This window comes from Lacrimispora sp. 210928-DFI.3.58, from assembly GCF_020554865.1.
Taxonomy (GTDB): Bacteria; Bacillota; Clostridia; order Lachnospirales; family Lachnospiraceae; genus Enterocloster.
Window position 1 is genome coordinate 1 of sequence record NZ_JAJCIC010000026.1, and the last position, 21,429, is coordinate 21,429.

A 21,429-nucleotide genomic window follows, 5' to 3' on the forward strand; every position below is an offset into this window, starting at 1 on the left:
ACTGCCAGCTGCTGAACGGCAGGAATTAAATTTGCGAAAAACTATTGACACTATCTGAAATCCACTGATGTACGGCGGATAATGCCATGTACGTCATAGCCCTTTTCCAGTAAAAACTCAGATAAATAGGAGCCATCCTGTCCGGTGACTCCTGTAATTAATGCTTTCTTATTCATTTGTGATTCCTCCGTAATTTTTTTCTTAACAAAAATGTCAGTCTCTTCTATATATGTCCCTTGTATAAACTTTTTCTTTTACATCATCCAGACAGCTATCATAGCGATTTGCAATAATTGCCTGACTCTTTTCCTTAAATTTGTTTAAGTCATTCACTACTTTGCTGCCAAAAAATGTAACTCCATCCTCCAGTGTCGGTTCATAAATAATCAGTATCGCTCTTTTCGCTTTTATCCGTTTCATAACCCCTTGGATAGAGCTCTGACGGAAATTATCTGAATTACTCTTCATTGTCAAGCGATAAATGCCAATTACAATTTCTTTCTCCTTGCCCACACTCCAGCTGTCATTCGCCTCATAGGCACCCGCAAGCTCCAGCACTCGTTCCGCAATGAAATCTTTCCTCGTTCTATTGCTCTCTACAATAGCTTCGATCAGATTTTCCGGCACATCTGCATAGTTTGCCAAAAGCTGCTTTGTGTCCTTTGGCAGGCAGTAGCCTCCATAGCCAAAGGACGGATTATTATAATGAGAACCGATACGCGGATCCAGACATACGCCGTTAATGATATCCTGTGTATTCAGGCCTTTCATTTCCGCATAGGTGTCCAGCTCATTAAAATAGGATACACGTAGCGCAAGGTAGGTATTGGCAAACAGCTTTACCGCCTCCGCTTCTGTGAATCCCATGAAGAGTGTATCAATATTCTCTTTTATTGCGCCCTCCTGCAACAACTCCGCAAATATATGTGCCGCCTCTTCCGTATTCTCATCACATCCGACAATAATGCGGCTTGGATACAAATTATCATACAATGCCCTGGACTCCCGGAGAAATTCCGGACTGAAAATGATATTTTTGCTATGAAATTTTTCTCTTATCATCTTAGTGTATCCCACAGGGATCGTGGATTTAATAATCATAAGAGCATCTGGATTAACTTCCATCACAAGCTCAATAACAGCTTCCACTGCACTGGTATTGAAATAATTCTTTTTACTGTCATAATTTGTAGGCGCCGCAATAATGACAAGCTCTGCATCCCTGTAAGCAGCTTTGCCATCGGTAGTAGCGATTAGATCAAGTTCCTTCTCGGCCAGATACCGTTCAATATACTCATCCTGGATAGGAGATTTTCTATGATTGATCTGTTCTACCTTTTCTGGAATAATATCCACAGCGATGACATGGTTATGCTGTGCTAAGAGCACCGCTAGCGATAAGCCTACATAGCCGGTTCCTGCTACTGCTATTCTCTTTTTCATAATGCACTTTTCTCCCTTGCATGTAATAAAATACACCTCTATTTTTGCCCAAATTGCTCCTAATTCAAATGCAAGTATCACTCCGAATTAATAAAGGCTGCATATACTATTTCACCTATTTTACATCTTTTAACAAGATAGCCTCAAACATGAGTTTTGCATTAGATTTCAATTCTTTCATAAATAATGGCAATATTAGACTAGTTATAATTTGAGTAACCAACGATGCAAATGCAGCACCTGTGGCTCCCCATAATGGAATAAAAATTGCGTTCATCATTACGTTTATAATTGCTGCACCTATATAAATATATTTTAGATATTTTTGTTTATTCTCGCACACTATCCATGCATTTCTTGCAGTACCCAAATAGGAAAAGGCGGTATACCATGAAACCACTTTCAAAGGCATTATCGCTGGAATATAGGCATCTCCATATAGAATTTTTATAACAAATCCGCCAAAAAAGTAAAAAAGAACCGAAACAAACATAGATACATAAAAAACAATGGCATATAATTGCCTATTTTTACGTTCAAAAGCTTTTTTGTTTCCATCATTATATAAGCGAATAATCGTTGGATATAAAGAATCTATTATTGCTGCCAGGATAAAAACCCACATGCTACAAATAGCTGTTGCCGTTGAATAGTATCCAACTGATGTTTCATCAAGCATTTGTTTTAACATTAACTTATCAGTTTGTCCATAAATTGAAACCATCATCCCAGCTAAAATATAATGATAACTTTGAGATAATAATGATCTTGCTTTAGCTATTGAAATCTTAAAGCATTGTCCGCCATGTTTCCTGTATACAAGTAATAATAATATTGCTACAACTATATAATCTACAGATGTGGAAAAAGCAAACCATTGGACATCTTTGCCTAAAATCAAAAGTGCAATCTTATATGCAGAAACAACTGAATATGCCGCCAAAGCTACCATTGCTGTCACTTTAGATTCATATCGAAACTGGAACCAATAATTTATTGTATCAAAAATGTGAAAAAGAAGCGCAACGCTACATAATGCTGTTACTAAAATTGTTAGTGATTCATTTCGATCAATTACACTAACTATTACAATAATCATTGCCGCAGAAAATACTGCTGCAATTGCTCGCAAAAAAATTGCTGTTCCTAATGCTGTTCCCTGCTCATCTGGATTATCTGCAAATTCTTTTATAATTACTGAATTAATACCAAGGGTACAGATAGATGAAAATAGCGCAACATAAGATGCGCCATAATTAACAAGCCCGTAATTACTCGGTCCTAAGTATCTTGCTGTCAATAATCCAACAATCAAAGATAATACCATTTGAAAGATTCTTCCGCTTATTATCCATCCTGCATTTTTAATCTCTTTATTATTTAGAAGCCTCTTTTTCAAATCGTAAAAGGTTTTATTCATTATATATCCTCTTTACTGTCCTTAATTGGAAAAATTTTAGCTGGAATACCAAGTGCTTTGCAATTATCAGGAACATCATGTGTAACTACAGCACCTGCTCCAATTATACAACCATTTCCAATATTAATATTAGGCAAAATGATACTACGCGCTCCAACCCAACATCCATTTCCAATTCTCACATCTGCGGTAATTCCCTTTCCTGCCCGTTTCTCAGATGTTCCAATTTCATGTGTTCCCGTTAAAATGGTCACTTGTGGCGCAATGTCACAATTACTCCCTATATAAACATTCCCCCTTCCTTCACAACGGAATTCCGTTCCTATAAATGTATTATCGCCTATTGTCAAACGACAATAGGAATGCAATGGACCCATAACACGAACGTTATTACCTATAGAATTTCCCATTTTTCGCAAATATTTATTTTTTTTATTTATAGCAATCTTTGACGTTTGGTTGTCATATATATGATTAAGCAAAAGGAAACAATAACGCCTTTTTAAATATCCAAACATTATATCCTCCACATATGTCCACTGTTACAGTTCTTCATTTTCAATTGATCTATTCATACTCATGGCTAATAAAATACACCCTATCATCCCTGCATAAACAGTTCCACCCGTGAAAAACGATGTTTCTGTGCATCCATGTAACATAAGCACACTAAAACAAAACCTCGATAAATTTTTAGAAAAGCCAGAATCGCAATTATCTAGGAATTCACTACTAAAAAAACGAATATAATAAAACCAGCATAAACCAATCCCCATGACTCCAAGAGTATTTAGCACAGCTTGAACATAATTTAAACCTGCAAACTGTCCTAATGCATAATTTCCGAATGCAGAAATAGATTGTGCCTCTGCAATGAACGTATATTGTCGTCCACTATAAATTGTTCTACCTAAAATTGTTGTATGCAATAACCAACCTTGTCTATATATAAATACATACAAAATCAGAAACGCTGCAGGAAATAAAATACAAAATATCGAAAATTTCTTACCTATCTGGGGTGCCCTGGAGATTACCGAATATAACAAACAAGCCAGTGCTATTAAAAATGCTGTTCTACTCTGAGTCAAAATCATCAAATACATAAGACTAACTTCAACCATCCAGATACTCACTTTAATCCAACGTTTTTCTTCCCTGGAAAACAAAATAATCATTAAGACTACTGTAAGAAGTATATACGCGCCAGTTCTGTTAGAATTTGAATATCCCAGCATCAAAGCATTTGTCCCTTTTCTGTAGGTAGGTCTCAAAAATCCACAATATATAAAAAACAGAGCATAGAATAAGCTAATTCCTTTAAACCAGTTACGCAAACTATCTGTAGTATCTATTTCTGGTATCACCAGTATATAAATTGGCACTGCCAAATAACCCGCCAGCAAAATAATAAAATCCATTCTGGATCCATACGGATGCATTAAAAATGAAAAGTACGCAGCGAAAATCATCAGAATCAATAAAACTAATGTATAAAACACCCTGCATTCAAAAATTCGCTTTGTTACTAAACACATAAAGATCAACATATTAACAATCAAAAGCATTCGAGCTGATAAGGAAAAAAATCCCAAATTATAGAAATTATCAGATGAAAATATGAATATAGCCAAATTTAGCACACTCACTATACATATCAATATTTTTATTATTTCATTCCTTGCCATGACTCGCTTCATCATTTTCATCTCTTTACTCCATAAGTCTCATAGGACCGCTTGTATATACAGGCCATTCTTTCCCATTAACCATTGCCTCTGCAACTGCACTAAATCTTTTTGCTGCAATTGATGAGTTTTGTTCTTTTAATATTGTGCGATACGCTTCAATTCCCAATCGATTCATTGCATCCTTATCAGCTATTAATGAAATTATCTTTCTCTGCAATTCATCACTAGAATCATGCTTATAAATCAAGCCGTTTATACCATCTTTAACAAGCAAATTCGTAGCGCCAGCTGTCTCACTTGCAACAACTGCACATCCACTATTCATTGCTTCCGTTAATACCGCTCCAAATCCTTCTTCTCGATTAGACGTAAATAAATAAATGTTGGCTTTCTCCATGTACCTGCGCACATTCTCTGGCTGCATGGATCCAAGCGCTGATACATACTCTGATAATTTCCGTTTTTCTATTTCTTCGTGTATCATGTCTAAAAGCGGCCCATTTCCTGCCATATCTATATGAAAACTCTGTTTTTCTTTTACAAGCTTTTCTGCCACATCGAGAACATATTCTGGATGTTTCCACTCCAGCATTCTTCCAGCCCAAAAAATATAAATTACACTATTTTTTTTGTTTTTTACTATCTGTTCTTCCGTATATTGAATCATTGGAGGGAAATATCCCCAAGCAAAGGATTTACCTTTAAATACACCTAATGAAGCATAATCTACCGATGCAAATGCGCTCGCTGCCAACATATAAAATGCTTTTTTTCTATGTGGCCAATACTCCCGCATAACAAACAACTGGCATCGAATTTTCCAATATTGAGACGGCTTTTCTTTGAATAATCTCTCTTTATAAAGGAATGTTATTTTATTCGCTTTCAGTCTCTTCTGAAGCCATTCTTCCAAAAAAACCCCCACTATAACAACATCTGCGTTCTGAAATAATTCTTCTGCTTGTTCTTTTAAATTTGAGGACGTATGCATCATCAGATTGTAGGGACGATCATATAATTTATATCCAAGATCTATGCGTTGCTGTTCAATGTCCATTGTCGATACAAATACAAAATCGACTCCATGAAGCTTGTACAAACAATCACATAATTCTATTTGATGATGATTTAGAACACTTGAAAAATATGCTATTCTCATTTAGTTACTCCAATTCAGTAATCTTTGATAAAGATTAATATACTTTTCAATGTTAGTATCCTTATCAAAATTCTCTTTTGCATGTTTTAAACACGCTTCTTTATAGTAAGCTTTTTCTTTTAAAAAAATTTTTTGTAATGCACTAAGAATTGTCTGCGGATTCGTGTTGTCTATAACAATACCTGCCCCAGGTGGCACAATTTCAGGATTTGCAGTTGCATTAAAAGCAACAACAGGTGTTCCACAAGATATAGCTTCTGCTGAAACCTTCCCAAAGGTTTCTCCAACGGCCAGATTCAAATATACATCTGCCATTGAATAGTACTCTGCCAACTGCGCCACACTATTGGTTCTTGGTAAAGAATATATATTTTCTGGCAAAATACCGTCATAATGAATATTTCCAACTAAAATGATTATGTAATTTGATGGAAGTATTTTTGCCAAATCTAAATAATTGTCAAACCCTTTTCTATCATTTTGAGCCCAGTTAGCAGAAATTCCTAGAATTATCTTCTTAAAGCCTAATTTCAACTGCTTTCTAAGCAATGTGCCATCACAGGGATGAAAGTCTTGAAAGTCAATCCAATTATATATTGGTTCGATAATTTTCGCACATTTTAATATGGAGCGCCGTGATTCATTCGCAGTCCACTTAGAATTTCCTACAACTGCCAACCTTGGTATATTATTTAACCACTTTTTCTTGTCATTCCACATCTTAAAAGATTTATCAAACCATTTTTTTCTTTTATCTTCTTTCATAGAAGGACAATCATGGCAGCCAGACTCCCACCGATAACAAGGAATATGGTTATAAAAACAGCATTTACCTGTCATAAACCAAAAATCATGTAATGTAATAACTGTTGCAACATCATTTTCACCTAAATATTCTAGAAGCAGCTTTAGGTTTAAAAACGAATTGTGCACTACTCTCAAATGAACAATATCTGGCTTTATTTGCTTAAGATAATAAATTAATTTTTTTGTTTTTCCTCTTGAATGATATGCCTCTAATCCTGTTACCATCGTAAGAAATGAATCTACATGCATGGCCCTCATATTAGAAACAGCATAAGCATCATCACAATCAGAATTGCATGCTGTAATGATATAGCTTTCGATCCCCATACTAAGGAAATAGTTATGCATCTCCCTAGTAGTTCTGCCTGTACTTAACGTTGCACCCAACGCATTAATCTGAACAACTTTCATTTAATAAATCCTGTCTGTTTTATTTTATCATTACCGAATTTTTATCGCAGGGTTTCCTGCCCATATTTCGTCTGCCAGAATATCTTTTGTAACAACTGCTCCTGCCCCTACAACTGCTCTATCTCCAATTGTCACACCTTTCAAAATAGTTACTCCAGCTCCAATAAAAACATCATTTCCAATATTTACCGATTCACTGCAAGCATGCAATTTATCTTCTACAGTTCCACGCCAAATATGCTCAATTGAGTGAAAATCTGTATCATATATTTTTACCCCGCCTCCAAGTAAGACTCTATCCCCTATGCATATTGATGCCCTGGAATAAATAGCCGCATTAGAAATCCCACATTTAGAACCTATACAGATATTTCCATTCTTCTCTGTCACTAATGTACATCCCTCACCACAACCAATAGGATCATATTTATTTCGTCCGTTAATTATGCAATTATCACCTATTGTAATTTTCCCTTTATTTACAATATATATTTTCCCTTTAACAACTGATCCAATGCCAATGCTTACCCCATGTATTCTAAGCCGTATTTTGTTAAAAAATGCAGATGGAAATGCTATGATATTTCTCACAAGATCTTTAACCATATTTTACCAATAACATCCTTCCTCAACAGTATCAAATCTTTTTGGAATATAATTAGAATCTGGACTAACCCAATACTTATTATATAAAGCTGCCGCCTTTGGCTCCTTATCCCAGCGCTTTCCCTTAATGCCAAACAACATTTGGATCACTCCTCCCATATAAATAACTTTTTTACCGTCCTTCTTCAATTTTGCGGCTAAAGGCATACCATAAGCACCACATCCCAAAATAGCCACATCAAAATCATATTTTTGAGTTTCATCATACATATAGTCCAAAGCTTCAAACCAAGTAGCAAACCGCGGATCGCGATTTCCTGCGATTGTTTGAACGGCTGGCATTGCATCTAGCTTAAACTCCGGGAGAACTTTGGGATTATTAAACAATAGTTTTCTTTTTTTATATTGCTCTTTAATTTGCTCAGCAAGATAATGAACTACTAAAACTTTCTGTCCTTTTAATGCATACGTGAACGGCTCCTCGTATCTCCAAAAATCCATTGTATTGGTATGGGTAAGTTTCGCATTTTTTCTTAAAAAATGTTTTATATAATAATCTTCCCCTATCTGTCTAAACGTACCATATAAATCACTTTGGCTGGTAGCCTCCATAATTAAATCGTTAAATTTAATTAATGCTTCATCCGTCACAGGAAAAAAACCAGAGTGTTCGCAACAAGCTTCAAGATAATCCGCTGTAACAACTTTATCTGTAATCCCCTTTTTAAACGCTAATGCATGTAAAGACATTAATATTTCATTACTACCATGTCTACCAAACATAAAAGGTTCTTCTTTATACAATGCCCCCTTTAGCCATTCGTTCGCTTGATTTTGAGATAAAACATGATGGCCACCGTAATAAGGTGATCGAAGTTTCTTTCCTGTAACTTTCCACACTGCCATTCTGGTGAGTGCCGCTGGATAAAACTTCCAGAACATATCAAAATCCTTCGTAGCCATTTGTAATGGATTTATTCCATCCCAATACATACTCTTTCTCCTCCTAATATATAAGTGTAGGGTTTCAGTACCCAGCAGCCAGTTGAGACTTAATCCTTTAAAGTTTATTTAAAAACTCTACAATTCGTTTGGCTTGCTCCGAATAATTCTTCTTTTCAGTCACAAATGTTTTTGCTCTATTACCAATCAAAGTCAATTCCTCAATCGGTATATTCAATGTTTTTTCAATGCTTTTTGCTATCCCGTCTATACTTTCATCATTTATAGTATATACATAGTCAAAGTATTCTTCTGGGATTCCTCCTACACGAGTGGTAAGCACTGCAGTTCCAGATGTCATATATTCAAGTATCTTCGATGGGAATGCAAAATTTGTATGACGATCATCTGTTGATTTTGCACTTACAAGCACATGTGCCCTTTTCTGTGCATGGAGCATTTCATTCCTAGACACTTTTCCGAAATATCTAATCCTCTTGTCCTTTGATGCAGCTTCACATACATATTCTTGCTGGTCACCTCCACCAAAAATCCAAAACTCAGCATCAATATCGGTTCTTAAAAATGCATCAACTAAAGTCCTAATATTATGTACCGTTGAGAGTGCGCCTGCATACATCAATGTCTTTTTTGCATTTTTTTTCTCATCAAAATCATAAGCAGCAGGATCTGAAAAGCCTTCTACAATTACAACCGGTTTATTTTCTATACGCATCTCTTTTTGCATGTACTTTGTCAACAAAATATATGCATCAAACTGATCAAAATTCCTTATTCTATCCCGATCCATGCGATTCATCATCCATGTATAAGGATTACTTTTATGCTCATAAAGAGAAAAGGTAGGCAAATCCGTCATCAGAAGTACACAGGATGCCTTATCATCTCTAGCACATGCCTTGCGGCAGGCATCTGCATAAGGAGGATAATCTGAATATGAAATAACTATTTTTTTATCATCATTAGTGTTTCTAAGCCAGTCTCTAACATATCTATACGCATGGTGCGAAATCGATCTTTGTTTAAATCCTTGAATATTAATCATTGGAGCAGAAACAATCTCAATATCACTACCAATAGTATATTTTTTTTCTTGTAAAAATAGTTCTGGACCTTTCGGATAAGGTGCCATGGTAGGAAAGGAAATAGCTGTTAAATAGTCCATTTGCTCTGACAATCCTTTTGCCAACATTAACTGAAAATTTTCAGGAGCGTTTGATGGTTTATATTTACTTTTTCTTACAATATCATCAAAAATTTTTGTTGGCAGTAATGAGCCAACTAAGCATATCTTCATAATATCTCCCTCTTATGCCTTGCTTAATGGTCCACTCTTAAAATAATATTCCACTTGAGATAATTCTTGCATTCTTTCTATCAAAGTTAAAAATCGACTTGCAGCAATTTTTGCATTCCACAATTCAATTGTTTTGCATGCATTGGTTCTTAACATGCTATAATTACTCTTAACTTTTTTTAGGCAAGTGACCACTGACTTAATATCATTTTCACGACAAATATAACCATTAAAGCCATCAACAATAATATAATGACATGCACCAATCATTTCAAATGCTACCACAGGTGTTCCAGCACTTAAAGCCTCATTGGCAACTGCTCCCCAACCTTCTTGCCGATTACTTGTCATCAGAAGGACATCTGATTGTTCCATATATTTTCGCACTTCATCATTAGGCAGCATCTTTAATAAATGAACAGCATTCCTGTCATTAAGCAGTTCACATTTTTGTCTCACTCTATCAAATAGTGGTCCATCACCTATCATATTAATTTCAAAATTTATTTTATTTTTTTCCAATTCTTTTGCAACTTCAATTACTATTTCTGGTTGTTTCCAGCCTATCATTCTGCCTACCCAAATAATTCGTATTTTTTCACTTTCTGTATATACTGCTCCCTTCGACTCTTCTGGAAAATATCCAAATTTAAAGCTTTTACCGGATTCAAAACCAATACTTTCAAAATCCTTGCACACAAAATTTCCCAAACATAGTAAATATGTGTTTTTTCCATGCGCCTTCTGATTAAGGAAAAACTGTTTCCACAATTTAGGATCAGCAAATTTAACGATCCCCTTTTTGAAGAGTCTTTCATTACAAAAGAATGTCAGCTTATTCTCAATAATTCTTCGTTTAACAATATTGGAATCCGCTGAACCTGTATTAATAATCACACAATCTGCTTCCTCTGCCATTTTATACTGTTGTTTTTTATTTGAAGAAAGGTCTATTAGATAAGGTATCTTTTCAGCGTAATCATATCCCATTCGACGTCTTTCTTCTGATAGTACCATTGTCTGAACATATACAAAATCAACTTCTTCTCTCTTATACAAACAATCACAAAACGGTTTTACATGCGGACTGATAAATGCCGAAAAAAACACTATCCTCATAATCACTATTTCTTCTTTCTTATACCTACAAGATCCAAACCTCTTACTATAACAGCTTGGGCAATTTGTACATTATTTTTACATCCGTATCTTTCCTGCATCCACTGTTTATTGGGATATAATGTGTGCAGCATATCGTTTTTGCTGTCATACAGCGCCATCTGGAATCTCAGGAACTGTAATTTGCTAAACTTTCTTTCCTGAGGATGGGGCAACCCCACTTTTCCAAGCATCACTAACAATTTGTCTGTGCTTTTCGATTTAAGCTCATCAAATACCCATTGTGGAACCTTTGTTCCAAATAATACAGTTGGAATAAAAAGACTCAAATAAGTAGATTTACAAACATGGGTATTTTTTACCTTTTTAATAAAAAGTTTCCAATCAATATCATTATGGGCAACAATTCTGTCCACATCCATATGGAGCCTGAGACCAGGCGCACGTACATAAGAATGCTTTGCCGTATGGATGCAAACCTGAAGTAAATTATCTTCCTTAGAAAGAACATGCACTTTAGTCCCCTCTGGGACAAATGATCTGTCAATAAAACCATCTGTGTCCGGCTCCACATCGGGACGAATCCATCGTCCATCTATAGCTCTCCAAGACAATTCAAACCACATTTTATCTCCATCCGGCATGGTAAAATAATATTCTGAGGATCCATGACGATAGGCATCATCCAACTTTTCTGCCTCAAAAGCACTTCTAAACTTAAACACAAATCCGTTCTTTACTAGAACCTCATGGGCCTTATAAAAGTGTTTTTTCTTAATAAGAGAATCTATATCCTCCATCGGACATTTAACAGCTTCGCTTACCATGCTGATCATTATACCACCATTTTTTAAAACGACCATGGGAATCCCTTGGTCATCCATAATTGTGCATATTTCTTTCGCCTTTTCTTTTAAAAATTCCTGTCGGTACTTCTGTTTCTCATACTCTTTCTTCCATTCATCCGGCAAATTAAGCCCTAATGAATAGGCATATGCGCCAACTACACCATCTAATTCATGCTCATGGCATACATTAAAAAAGGCATTTTTATCTACTTTATTGAATCTATTTATAATTTGTTGTGCTTCATCTTGTCCATGGACTTCTTTCGCCATGTCAAGCATCAACTTAAATTTTTCATCACTAAGAAAATCAAATAATTTATAATTCATAGTCTTACATTCCTTCAATGTGTATATTTAATTACAGCAAATATGCTTCAGCCAACATGCCAACCATAATTTTCCCTTTTGCTTTTGCTTATCCATTAATTTCTCCTTTTTCTTTACGGATACATTTATAACCTCTCAAGTCCCCATTCTTTCAATATATTTATTCAATTGCAATAGGTATTTCTCAAACTGTTCTTCTCCAAAATTCCCAGGCAAATTATTCAATTCAGTTAGTTGAAATATCAAATCTTCAAACAAAACAACTACTCGTTCAGTGATGTCTATCTTATTTTTAAAATAAGCATCTAAACCGCCAGGACGTAAATTGTCATAAAGAACCGCCTTATCATACCAACAGCTCCTGACTCCCCATGACTCCCAATCTATGATAAATACTTTCTCCGTCTTATTTTCAACCCATATGTTGCCTGCTTGCAGATCCCCATGTGAAAAGGATATTGGAATCTCATCCTCTATTTTGATTTTTTCAAATGTGGAAATAATTTTTTGCAAACATTCTTTATCTTTTACTTTATCAGTAGCCAGCTCCTCTGTTTTTCTTTTCAGTTTTCTTACATACGTTTTACTATCAATTACATCCGCCTGTGATGCCATATAGGCACAAAGCTGATTATAAGCCATGTCTCTATATTTCTGAAATCCATCACCTATTCTCGCCAATGGCCTTCCATCAATAATTATCTCCTTGTATCCTTTTTCCGAAAAACTAAGCAATCTTGGAACAAAAGAGGGCAATGAATCCTTTCCTCTAAACTCAATTTCATGCCTCAAATCCGAAGCGCAAAAACCGTCTTTTATGATGACATCTACTGTCTGCTTCTTAAAATCAAAAATCCTATATTTTTTGTTACATGGATAAATTAATATATCATTATTGATTTTTCCTCTGACTTCTATCGCTCTGTCAGATAAAATCCCCCTACTTAACATACAAAGATTGACATACATTAGAACAATTATTTTCTTAAATATATTGGATCGAACAGAATACTCACAAAGAAGGTATCCTTTCACATTTGAAGATGGCTTTTGGGAAACAATGGCATTCAATTTAGGATATATGTACAGCTTAGTCGTTTCAGTTCCATCTGCATAGAAGGAGCTTAATGTCTTTCTATTAATTTCATAGAAATTCTCTCTTTTTAGCATTTCTGATATTTTCACAGCTTTTCCACCTTATGATTTCGGATATTCAATATCTTTAATATTGGCCTGACTTTGTCAATAACTGACTTCCGAATTCTTATAATATTGGCCATAATTGGATTTGCACCATACTTAATTGAAATATTTTTAACTTCGGTTATCGTTCTCTTTCGATATTTCATATTTGTACCGCCCAGGCGATACACAGCCAGGGCTTTATCAATGTATTTAACTCTTGCTCCTCCTCTATAAAAACGAAGCAACAGTTCATAATCCATTGAACATTTATAATTCTTATCGAATATACCGTAGCGATTGTAAGCAGCCTTTGTAACAAATGTAGAAGGATGAACCATAACCAATCCGTACTTCATTCCATGCAAGTCTTTCTGTGCGCGAAGTATATGTTGATTTACTCCCTTTTCATCACATACGATGGCATGTCCATAATAAACATTATGTTTCCCATCCCATTCGCTCCTTAATAACAGAAAAAACAGTATCAATGGATGATGTCGCATCAATCACATAATCCCACCTATTGTTTTTTAGTTCCTTCATATACCAATTAATGCGCTCTTGACGGACTTCGATTTTTTCGGGAAAAGGTTCTTCTTTTAGCGTGCTTCTGTACATGGATTCCTCGGCTGGGATAAACAAACAAAGCGCTGGCCTCGGTTTTACCATCGTTTTTAATGTCAGCTTCCACCAGACGCCTTTTTCAAAATCATATTCTGGATATTTCATTTTAAAATCAATATAGGTATCCCATATATAGCGGTCGCATATTATGGTTCTTCCGATTCCCATCAGCCTCAAGCCGATGGAATAAAATAGCCATAAATCCATTAACGATCCTAAAAACAATATTTTTCTTTTCATTGGGTTTTCATTTACTTTGGCTGAATGCGCAAGATGTTTCTCCTTGCTTGTTTCCCTTCCGCCTCTGATTATTTTTTTTACAAATTCAATTCCCGGAGTATATCCTCCTCTGCTCCACACAACCTTATAATTTTTCCCTTTTCGTTCCAGTTCTTTGCAAAGCAGCTCAATCTGTGTAGATTTTCCGCTGCAGTCTATCCCGCTAAAGCTAATCATTTTACCAATTCCTCATAGAATGCAATATACTTTTCAAAACAAATTCCCTTTTCATATTTCGCTGCCTGTGCTAAACATGCCTCTTTTTCTTTATATTTTGCTGTGTTGATATCGTCCAGCATAGTATGCTCGTCAAATGCCTTTAAAACAACTCCGCATGAATCATTCACACACTCTGCTATTGCCGTTCTGTCGATCACCAGAACAGGAGTCCCACATGCCAAAGCTTCCACAGTAGTCAATCCTTGCGTTTCTTCGCATGAAAAATTGAGATATACATCGGACTCCGTATAGATTTCGGCAAGCTCTTGCTGGTTATTTGTATGTTCAATATGCAATGTATTTTGGGGAAGAGCTTCCCCACGCAAGTTGCCTACCATTACCAACTGGTAAGAATCATCCAGCATTTCTGACAATTTATAATACTCTGCCAACCCCTTTCTATCTGACCATGCATTAGCGACAGATAACAGCACTGTTTTATTTTCCAGATGATACTTTCCTCTAAAATTTCCCTGTGATGGCTTAAAAGTCCTAAGATCTATACCACTCTCGATAACTCTTACCGGATACTCGTATAAAAAAGAAGCCTCAACCTGGCCTTTCAGCCATATGGATGGGGTTACTATGTATAAATTTGGTATCTTTGTAAATAACTCTTTTTTCTTTTTAAAATTCCCCCTTGAATTATCCACCAAATTGCATGTCGGATAATTTGTTTTTTGCGGACACCTAAAGCAACCTGTTTTCCACTTATCACAGCCAATGTAGTCAGAGCATGTGCAATGTCCGGTAAACGGCCAGCAATCGTGCAACGTCCATATAATTGGTTTTCCGCAAGTTTTGAAATATTCAAAAAGCAGTTTGATATTAATGTAATATCCGTGAAGATTATGTAAATGAATAATATCCGGGTTAAACTCCTCGACTTTGTGAATAAATTCTTTTGTTGCTCCCGCCGAATAGAATCCCGTATTGTCAAATACTCTTGACCCCAGGACATGAATATAAATATCAAAAGAGTTTCCTATCCTTATGGCATATTTCTGATAATTATCAGGCACGGTATCCCTACCATATCCAATTTTACATTGTCCACCATTTTCTGTGATTATATCTGCTATATCTGTACAGATTCGTCCGTGGCTTCCTCTGCCACAGGTTTCATTAATAAATAGAACTTTCATCATCCTATTACCTTCTGAAAGAGTTCTTTATATTTCTTTTCAATCACTGTAAAAGCATAGTGTTCTTCAGCCACTTTTCTTGCTTTTTCTTGATATTTTTTCAATTTATTGTTATCTTCATAAAGTCCCAATATTTTCTCAGCCAGTTCTTCTTTTTTCCCAGTAATGACAGTTTCACCTATCTCATATTTCGTAATTAACTCATATAAATCATCGTGTTCGGTTCCTATTCCAATAATCGCTTGACCGCATGCCATCATACTATATGTCTTACTCGGCATAAATAAATGCGCCATAGAACCTTCTTGGGATACAATGGCAACATCACCACATGCTATAGAATGGGGAAACATTTCCTCTGACTGAAGTGGGAAAAGCTTTATATTTTGACAATTATTCTTTTCGATAAAAGCTTCTATTACTTCAAATTTTGATCCCTCTCCTATAAACACAAAGCAAATATTCTTTCTATTTTCTAAACTTTTCGCAGCATCAAGAATAAGTTCTATATTATGCCCCATTCCCATCTTACCAGAATACAGAACAATAAACTTATCTGTTAAGCCGTGTGCAATTGCAAACTTGTTATTCCATTTACTTATTGGCTTTAATCTATTAATATCAGCCGCTATTGGTATTACTTTAATATTAATCGGACTTTTCAGCCCGGCGTTCATGGATTTTGCAACTACATTCCCAATTGTAAGTACCTGATCAATTTTTTTGTAATTTCTGCTGTTCCATCCGTTCCAAATATCGCATATAAATCTGGCCATGGGATCATGCAGTGCTGATTCAATCACTTGCGGGTACAAATCCCAATTCATATAAATAAACGGTGCATGAAATGTCTTTTTTAATTTAAGTCCCACATAGGAATTAATTGGCGGATTAGAAATAGCAAAAATCATATCATATTTATTTGATTTGTTATTTTTCATCCATTTTCTCATAAATAGATAATGCTTTGCCCAGCAGATTAACCTGGATTTAAGGCTTCTTGAATCATGTCCTGGTGAATGGATTACATTCCCCTTTACCTCGCTTCCTGTTATGATATCAATATACACATCTTTTCCCAATGCGTTTGTTAATGTATCTACATACCATTGTGGAATTACTTGTGCAACAATAAGAACTTTTTTTGTCATGCTTTCACCTTTATTTAGCCATTGCTTTCTCATACACATCTAATATGTGACTGGTCATTACATCGACAGTGAATTTTTTTTTGGTAGTTTCATATGCATGCTCAATCAATTCACTATAATCCTTTCCATCCAGATAATTTTCTATTTCTTTTGCCAATGCAACATCGTCTCCGATATCTATTCCTATGCAGCAATCATCCATATCACTGTATCCCGCAGTCTTTGTTCTAATATGTAACCTTTTCATTAAAAAACTTTCAATTGCACATATCGCAAACCCCTCTTTTTCAGAAGGCAATACCGTTACCTCACAAAGGGATAATGCTTGTTCTGGTTTGACGAATTTTTCAAATATAAAATAATTGTCCAGCCTTTTTTCATGAATGGCCATCTTTACCTTTTTTATGTAGTTATTTTCACCCCCCCCCAATCCCCAGCACAACTAACAACACAATCAACAGACATCCTACACAACGGCTCCTGCACCATTGATGCACCAAACATAACTATAACATGTTGATTCATTTTTTCTCTTGGGATAAAAGAGATCGCATTTACTAAATTCAAATGTCCCTTGATGGGAGACATTCTTGCGAGTAAACCAATTACTTTTTTATCTCCTATTTGATGTTCTTTTCTAAATTCATCAACATACTCTGCATCATATTTGTATCTTTCAGGGTGGATTCCATTATAAACAACGGATATCTTCTTTTCCGGAATATGCAATTTGCTCATACAAAACTTTTTTAAATCTGTGGAAACGCATATTGCTTGTTTGCCATAAAATGTTGTTTTTCTATGATAAAATCACTAGGAATATTATCTAAATGATTAGACCACACATATGGCACTCCTGTAAATCTGCTTAAAATGTTCATATAAAATGCACAGCTTCTGTGATGGCAATGTACTATATCAATCCTATGTTTTTTAATGAATTTACAAATAATGTCTATATTTTTGATGATATTGAGAGGAGTCATGGAAAAATCTATGTATGTAAAATTGATTTTCTTTTCACAACAAAATTCTTCATGATCGTTTGTACCGGACATAAGATATACTGTATGCCCTCGTTCCACAAGATTCTCAGAGAGATCCATAATATGAGAACCAACTCCTGAATTAGCAAAAATTTTTGACATAATTAATATATTCATTTAGTTACACTCCCATCGTAGTCATCTGCTCAATTGAATCTACTGTTATTACATTCTGCACATTTTCATATGAATACAATCCATCTTCGTTTTTAAAATAAAGACTCCGCATTCCAAGCTGCCTGGGGGCCTGAAAGTCTTTGTTTGGATTGTCTCCGATATAAAGAATCTGCTCAAACGGAAGTCTCCATCTATTCTGCATAATACGGAAAGAAATATCATTCGGCTTTCTGAATTGCATGCCACCTAACTCATCTGTAATAATAATGTCATCCACTGCGTCTTCAAGACCAAGAGCCTTTATTTTATTTTTCTGCCCCTCTACTCTTCCATCCGTGATAATTCCGACCTTCACGCCTTTTAATCTCAAGCCGTCAATAAACTCCTTTATTCCTCCATAAAGTGTGATATCCGGTACCTGCTTCCTATAAATATCAAGGCATTGATTCTTTCTGTCTTCCGCTCCAATTTCAGCGAGATAGGCATCAATGGCAGGTTTGCCCTCCAAAAAATAATTCCAGAGTTTTTCTTCTGCCTTTTTATCTCCAAAATAATCGGCTATCTTCTTATATCCGCTTTTTATATACTGTTTTTCACTATAGAGGGTATCGTCAAGATCAAAAATCACTCCCTTAACCGGCTGCGTATCATCTCCTTCTGAAATGCAGACGCTCTGATCATAACGGCTATAAACAGCGCCGTTGCAGCTGCAATTCTCCTGGTATTCTATTCTTTCACCACAAAGCAATCTAAGAACAGCCTCTGCCGACCTTGCTCCTGATTTCATACTAAGCGGAGCACCTCCGCCATAACGCGGATTGATTTCGATATAATAATTATCTCCTGTATTCTTATCCTGAATAAGCTGAACAGTCATCGGACCACATGGCTTGAAACCTTCAATCAGCTTTTTACTTTCCTCTATCATGGTTTCATTCATATGAATTTTGGTCTTTAAGACTTCCCCAGCTCTTACCTGTACTCTTTCCCGTGGGGTTATATAAACAGGATTGCCGTCAAAATCGCAAAAAATATCTACCGTAAATTCTTTTCCATCTATAAACGGCTGGATGATATAATCCTCTATCTGCTGCGCATATACTGCTAATTCTATTTCATCTTCAGCTTTAAAAGCATTAATAGAACTGCTGCCATCCTTTGGCTTAATGAAGCAGGGATAAGGCCCTTTATATTTTTTATAATCATTATAGGATCCCGGTGCCTTTAAACCGCATGATTCAAAGAACTTACCTGTATTATTTTTATCTCTGCAAATGGCAATCCTATCTGGCTTACTGATAAGTACTTTCGTCCCAATTTTCTCAAAAGCTTCTATACTGTGAGACAGAACCAACAGATCTGTATCTATCGTAGGCATAACAAGATCGATCCTGTCTTTCATGCAAATATCTACCAGTTGCTGAATATATTGCGGTTCTTTCATACCACAGACTTTTCTTGTAAAATCGCAGTATGTTAACGCCGGAGCAGTACCAGCCATATCAGCGCCATACAATTTAAGCTGGATATTCAATCTGAGCGCTGCTTGCCGGAACGCCTGAATAAGCTCAACACGTCTTCCGACACCAGTTACCAAAATGCGTATTTCTTTCATTTATTTATTCCCCATAAATTCTTCCATTGTTGCAGATGTTTCTGAAGAGATTCCCTCTCGCTTAATAAAGGCTTTTTCAACCGTTTGAAAAATGATTTTCAGATCTCCCAGAAATGTAATATGATTTACATACTCCACATCCAGCCGGAACTTGTCCTCCCAGCTGACGCCGTTTCGTCCATTCACCTGTGCATAACCGGAAAGTCCTGGCCTCACATCATGCCTATGACGCTGTTCTTCATTATATCGTTCCAAATATCTCACAAGAAGTGGCCTGGGGCCAACTACACTCATATCCCCTTTAATAATGTTAAAGGCCTCTGGCAGTTCATCTAAACTGGTTGAACGCAGCAATTTTCCGAATTTTGTAAGCCTCACATCATCCGGCAATAGTTCACCCTTTTCATCTCGCTTATCAGTCATAGTACGGAATTTATAAAGCTTAAATATTTTCTCATCTCTTCCTGGTCTCTCCTGTGTAAATAAAACAGGACTTCCCAGTTTCACTCTCACAAGAATCGCCAAAATGATATATAACCATGAAAACACAATTACCGCAGCCAATCCACACAATAGATCCAGAGGGCGCTTCAAATATTTTTCATACGGGCCATAGGGTATATGTCTTTTTTCCATTTCACTTCTCCATTATGCAAAGCATTCCTTAATCAGCTCTATAATGATATCCTGCTGCTCCGCTGTCATCTTATTATCACTGGGAAGGCATAAGCCTCTATGGAAAATATCCATTCCCACGTCTGTACAGCCGCCCTCAATATAAGCATTCGTCCTGCCTCTCCCATTTCCATCTCTGGTAATAAACCCATTCATCCGATAAATCGGCTGCATATGCATGGGCTTCCAGATAGGGCGGCCCTCCGCATTATGCTTTGCCAATACCTCCAGTATCTCCGTAGGGCAGCTTTTTCCTTTCTCACTTATGTAAAGAGCCTCCTGCTCCCCTCTCACCTGCCGGCACATGGCATCCTCATTGATCAGCAGGCAGGACAGCCAAAAGTTTGGCTCACTGTTTTCTGCGTCATAGGGGTTCATGGATACAGCAAGCCCCTTCAGGCCTTTCCTGTACCGTTCATAAATGGCCTTTTTCTGGCTTATATGCTCCTCCAGATAGGGAAGCTGGCCTCTTACTACTCCGGCTATGACATTGCTCATGCGGTAGTTATATCCCAGCTCCTCATGCTGATACCAGGCCGCGTTTTCACGGCTCTGGGTGGACCATTTGCGAACCTTATTGGCCGCTTCCAGGCTGTCAGTCAGGAACATTCCTCCGCTGGAGCCTGTGATGATCTTGTTTCCATTGAAGCTGATGCAGTTAAAGCTGCCGAAATTCCCTGTTTGAACTCCCTTGTAGGAGGCACCGAAGGATTCCGCCGCATCCTCGATGATCAGCGCCCCGTGCTTCTTCGCTATGACTCTGATTTCATCAATCTTTCCAGGAGTCCCGTAGAGATGGGCGATTACGATTAATTTCACATCGGGATATATCTCAAAGGCCTTCTCCAAGGCTATGGGATCCATGTTCCAGGTGTCTCTCTCCGTGTCTATGAATACGGGAACGCCGCCTTCATAGACTACCGGATTCACTGTTGCATCGAAGGTCATATCGGAGCAGAATACCTGCTTTCCCTGTAAGGCTCCTTTTCCTGTTTCCGCTGGCCCGTAAATGGCTTCTCCCGCCAGCCTGGCAGCAAGATGAAGAGCTGCTGTACCGCAGGATAAGGCTACTGCATAGCGGCAGCCGATTTTTTCTGCTGTCATCCGCTCGGCTTCATTGATGTTCTTCCCCACTGTAGACATCCAGTTGGTCTCATAGGCCTCCTGCATATAGATCATCTCTTCTCCATGCATGGTGGGAGATGAAAGCCATACCTTTTCCTTAAAAGGCTCGAATATTCCCTCGTTCGTGAACATGTTTTTCTCCTACTGTTTTTATATT

At 36.6% G+C, this 21,429-nt stretch carries 22 protein-coding genes and 1 pseudogene; all 23 read right to left on the reverse strand.

Annotated elements, in window-relative coordinates:
• Window positions 1-59: 59 nt before the first annotated feature.
• Window positions 60-176, reverse strand: a pseudogene (locus tag LIZ87_RS15190) (GDP-mannose 4,6-dehydratase); the annotation flags it as partial.
• A 37-nt stretch (window positions 177-213) separates the two neighbouring features.
• Window positions 214-1,443, reverse strand: coding sequence for a nucleotide sugar dehydrogenase (locus LIZ87_RS15195; protein WP_227148213.1), 1,230 nt, complete (start codon window positions 1,441-1,443; stop codon window positions 214-216).
• A 115-nt stretch (window positions 1,444-1,558) separates the two neighbouring features.
• A complete protein-coding gene (locus LIZ87_RS15200) occupies window positions 1,559-2,863 on the reverse strand; it encodes a flippase (protein WP_227148215.1) in 1,305 nt (434 codons plus the stop codon).
• Entirely contained in the window at window positions 2,863-3,381 is a 519-nt protein-coding gene (locus tag LIZ87_RS15205; protein WP_227148217.1) for an acyltransferase, read from the reverse strand. The genes LIZ87_RS15200 and LIZ87_RS15205 overlap by 1 nt, the downstream gene beginning before the upstream one ends.
• A 24-nt stretch (window positions 3,382-3,405) precedes the next feature.
• Window positions 3,406-4,572, reverse strand: a complete 1,167-nt coding sequence (locus LIZ87_RS15210; RefSeq protein ID WP_227148219.1) for a hypothetical protein — start codon at window positions 4,570-4,572, stop codon at window positions 3,406-3,408.
• 4 nt (window positions 4,573-4,576) lie between these two features.
• The gene (locus tag LIZ87_RS15215; RefSeq protein ID WP_227148221.1) at window positions 4,577-5,713 is read right to left on the reverse strand and encodes a glycosyltransferase family 4 protein; all 1,137 of its coding nucleotides are present in this window, start codon (window positions 5,711-5,713) and stop codon (window positions 4,577-4,579) included.
• Window positions 5,714-6,931, reverse strand: a complete 1,218-nt coding sequence (locus tag LIZ87_RS15220) for a glycosyltransferase (RefSeq protein WP_227148223.1) — start codon at window positions 6,929-6,931, stop codon at window positions 5,714-5,716.
• 30 nt (window positions 6,932-6,961) lie between these two features.
• A complete protein-coding gene (locus LIZ87_RS15225) occupies window positions 6,962-7,537 on the reverse strand; it encodes an acyltransferase (protein ID WP_227148225.1) in 576 nt (191 codons plus the stop codon).
• A 3-nt stretch (window positions 7,538-7,540) separates the two neighbouring features.
• Window positions 7,541-8,530, reverse strand: coding sequence for a hypothetical protein (locus LIZ87_RS15230; protein WP_227148227.1), 990 nt, complete (start codon window positions 8,528-8,530; stop codon window positions 7,541-7,543).
• Window positions 8,531-8,597: 67 nt separating this feature from the next.
• Window positions 8,598-9,797, reverse strand: coding sequence for a glycosyltransferase (locus tag LIZ87_RS15235; protein ID WP_227148228.1), 1,200 nt, complete (start codon window positions 9,795-9,797; stop codon window positions 8,598-8,600).
• A 12-nt stretch (window positions 9,798-9,809) separates the two neighbouring features.
• Window positions 9,810-10,916, reverse strand: coding sequence for a glycosyltransferase family 4 protein (locus LIZ87_RS15240; RefSeq protein WP_227148229.1), 1,107 nt, complete (start codon window positions 10,914-10,916; stop codon window positions 9,810-9,812).
• 5 nt (window positions 10,917-10,921) lie between these two features.
• Window positions 10,922-12,091 carry a nucleotidyltransferase family protein gene (locus LIZ87_RS15245; protein WP_227148230.1) on the reverse strand — a complete coding sequence of 390 codons (1,170 nt, stop codon included), beginning with the start codon at window positions 12,089-12,091 and terminating at the stop codon, window positions 10,922-10,924.
• A 135-nt stretch (window positions 12,092-12,226) separates the two neighbouring features.
• Window positions 12,227-13,276, reverse strand: coding sequence for a phosphotransferase family protein (locus LIZ87_RS22610; protein ID WP_227148231.1), 1,050 nt, complete (start codon window positions 13,274-13,276; stop codon window positions 12,227-12,229).
• Window positions 13,273-13,632 (reverse strand): hypothetical protein, encoded by a 360-nt coding sequence (locus tag LIZ87_RS15255; RefSeq protein ID WP_227148232.1) that lies wholly within the window; start codon window positions 13,630-13,632, stop codon window positions 13,273-13,275. The genes LIZ87_RS22610 and LIZ87_RS15255 overlap by 4 nt, the downstream gene beginning before the upstream one ends.
• Window positions 13,633-13,714: 82 nt before the next feature.
• Window positions 13,715-14,356 carry a dTMP kinase gene (locus LIZ87_RS15260; protein WP_227148233.1) on the reverse strand — a complete coding sequence of 214 codons (642 nt, stop codon included), beginning with the start codon at window positions 14,354-14,356 and terminating at the stop codon, window positions 13,715-13,717.
• Entirely contained in the window at window positions 14,353-15,546 is a 1,194-nt protein-coding gene (locus LIZ87_RS15265; RefSeq protein ID WP_227148234.1) for a glycosyltransferase, read from the reverse strand. Before LIZ87_RS15265 ends, LIZ87_RS15260 begins: the two co-directional genes overlap by 4 nt.
• Entirely contained in the window at window positions 15,543-16,727 is a 1,185-nt protein-coding gene (locus tag LIZ87_RS15270; protein ID WP_227148236.1) for a glycosyltransferase family 4 protein, read from the reverse strand. The genes LIZ87_RS15265 and LIZ87_RS15270 overlap by 4 nt, the downstream gene beginning before the upstream one ends.
• On the reverse strand, window positions 16,705-17,085 hold the full coding sequence (locus LIZ87_RS15275) for a hypothetical protein (protein WP_264468021.1): 381 nt from the start codon (window positions 17,083-17,085) through the stop codon (window positions 16,705-16,707). Before LIZ87_RS15275 ends, LIZ87_RS15270 begins: the two co-directional genes overlap by 23 nt.
• 11 nt (window positions 17,086-17,096) lie before the next feature.
• Window positions 17,097-17,432 (reverse strand): hypothetical protein, encoded by a 336-nt coding sequence (locus tag LIZ87_RS15280; protein WP_227148240.1) that lies wholly within the window; start codon window positions 17,430-17,432, stop codon window positions 17,097-17,099.
• Between the two features lie 11 nt (window positions 17,433-17,443).
• Window positions 17,444-17,857: a glycosyltransferase gene (locus LIZ87_RS15285; protein ID WP_227148242.1), complete on the reverse strand. Its 414-nt coding sequence runs from the start codon at window positions 17,855-17,857 to the stop codon at window positions 17,444-17,446.
• 4 nt (window positions 17,858-17,861) lie between these two features.
• Window positions 17,862-19,472: an HAD-IA family hydrolase gene (locus LIZ87_RS15290; protein ID WP_227148244.1), complete on the reverse strand. Its 1,611-nt coding sequence runs from the start codon at window positions 19,470-19,472 to the stop codon at window positions 17,862-17,864.
• Entirely contained in the window at window positions 19,473-20,108 is a 636-nt protein-coding gene (locus LIZ87_RS15295; RefSeq protein WP_227148246.1) for a sugar transferase, read from the reverse strand.
• Window positions 20,109-20,120: 12 nt separating this feature from the next.
• Entirely contained in the window at window positions 20,121-21,404 is a 1,284-nt protein-coding gene (locus tag LIZ87_RS15300) for a DegT/DnrJ/EryC1/StrS family aminotransferase (RefSeq protein ID WP_227148248.1), read from the reverse strand.
• Window positions 21,405-21,429: the final 25 nt, after the last annotated feature.